Here is a 321-nt window from a genome sequence, read left to right on the forward strand (position 1 = left end):
TTTTACCCGCACCGTTTGGACCTACGATACCGACAATCGCTGTAGGAGGTACAGTGAAAGTTAGGTTTTCATAAAGTAAGCGACCATCAAATGATTTACTGATACCTTCCACTTCCACAACTTTGTTACCCAAACGTGGGCCAGGTGGAATGTAGATTTCAGATGTTTCATTACGCTGTTGGAATTCTTTAGAGTTAAGCTCTTCAAAACGTTCCATACGCGCTTTGTTTTTCTTTTGCTGACCTTTGGCATTTGAACGAACCCATTCAAGTTCTTTTTTCAATGCTTTAGCAAAAGATTCTTCTTGTTTCTGTTCTTGCT

General features: G+C 39.9%; 1 pseudogene. It reads right to left on the bottom strand.

The features are described 5' to 3' along the window. Window positions 1-321 (bottom strand): annotated as a pseudogene (locus B4237_RS02570) (energy-dependent translational throttle protein EttA); the annotation flags it as partial.

Origin of the sequence: Acinetobacter sp. UBA6526 (assembly GCF_002434875.1) — a bacterium.
Classification (GTDB): Bacteria; Pseudomonadota; Gammaproteobacteria; order Pseudomonadales; family Moraxellaceae; genus Acinetobacter; species Acinetobacter venetianus.